This window comes from Segatella copri, from assembly GCF_003465495.1.
Taxonomy (GTDB): Bacteria; Bacteroidota; Bacteroidia; order Bacteroidales; family Bacteroidaceae; genus Prevotella; species Prevotella copri_G.
The window spans coordinates 1-728 of the sequence record NZ_QSAV01000131.1 but is presented as its reverse complement, the minus strand read 5'-3'; the positions used below and the strand labels follow the sequence as shown (position 1 = coordinate 728).

Annotated in this window: 1 protein-coding gene; it reads left to right on the top strand. The window is 53.2% G+C overall.

Annotated elements, in window-relative coordinates; translation table 11 throughout:
• On the top strand, window positions 1–728 hold a 728-nt coding region (locus DWV53_RS15415; RefSeq protein ID WP_147468834.1), incomplete at both ends, for a BT4734/BF3469 family protein.

Genomic DNA, 728 nt, shown 5'->3' with positions numbered 1-728 from the left:
CTGCTGGGTATCAGCAGCGACAAGCAATGCCAGGACATGGTGAGAAGCTGCGGACTGGCTTACGACCCCGAGGCTTACTTCAACTGGAATGCCGAAGTTCTACCCATCACCCGGGAGGAGGTGGAGAACTTCGAAAAAGCTACAAAGCAACAGGAGGAACAGAACAGGAAAAGGCAGACGGAGGCGGAAAAACCCAGAAAGAAAAGCCCTCGCAAACAGGAAGACGAGGCACCACCCAAGGCGCTCACCACCGAAGAGATTCTGCAGTATGTAGACAAACTGGCGGAGAGCTGGGAAGAGCGGTTTGAGGAGCATCATCACAACAGCTACGTAGTGAGATACGCCACATTCTGCCTCTGTTTCGGAGCCGAAAAGGAGGAGGCTGTGAAACACATGGCAGATAAGTTTGGCGCCGAATATGCCGATACCGAGCGGGTGGCACGAGAGATTTACAAGCATACCGAGCGGCTGGGAACCTGGAAGATAAGACAGCAGGGAGATGATGAGCAGAAACGCTATACCAGCATGAGAGCACTGCTGGGATGGCTGGGAGCCCGATATGAAATGCACCACAACACGCTGAGCAACCAGTATGAAGTGCGCGCCATCAACACCGGAGAGAAACTCTATCTCGACTGGACCGAAGTGGATACCCGGGTGAGCAATTCCCTGTTCGTGAAGATGGAACTGGATAACATCTGTACCACCCAGAAAAAGCTGGATACGGT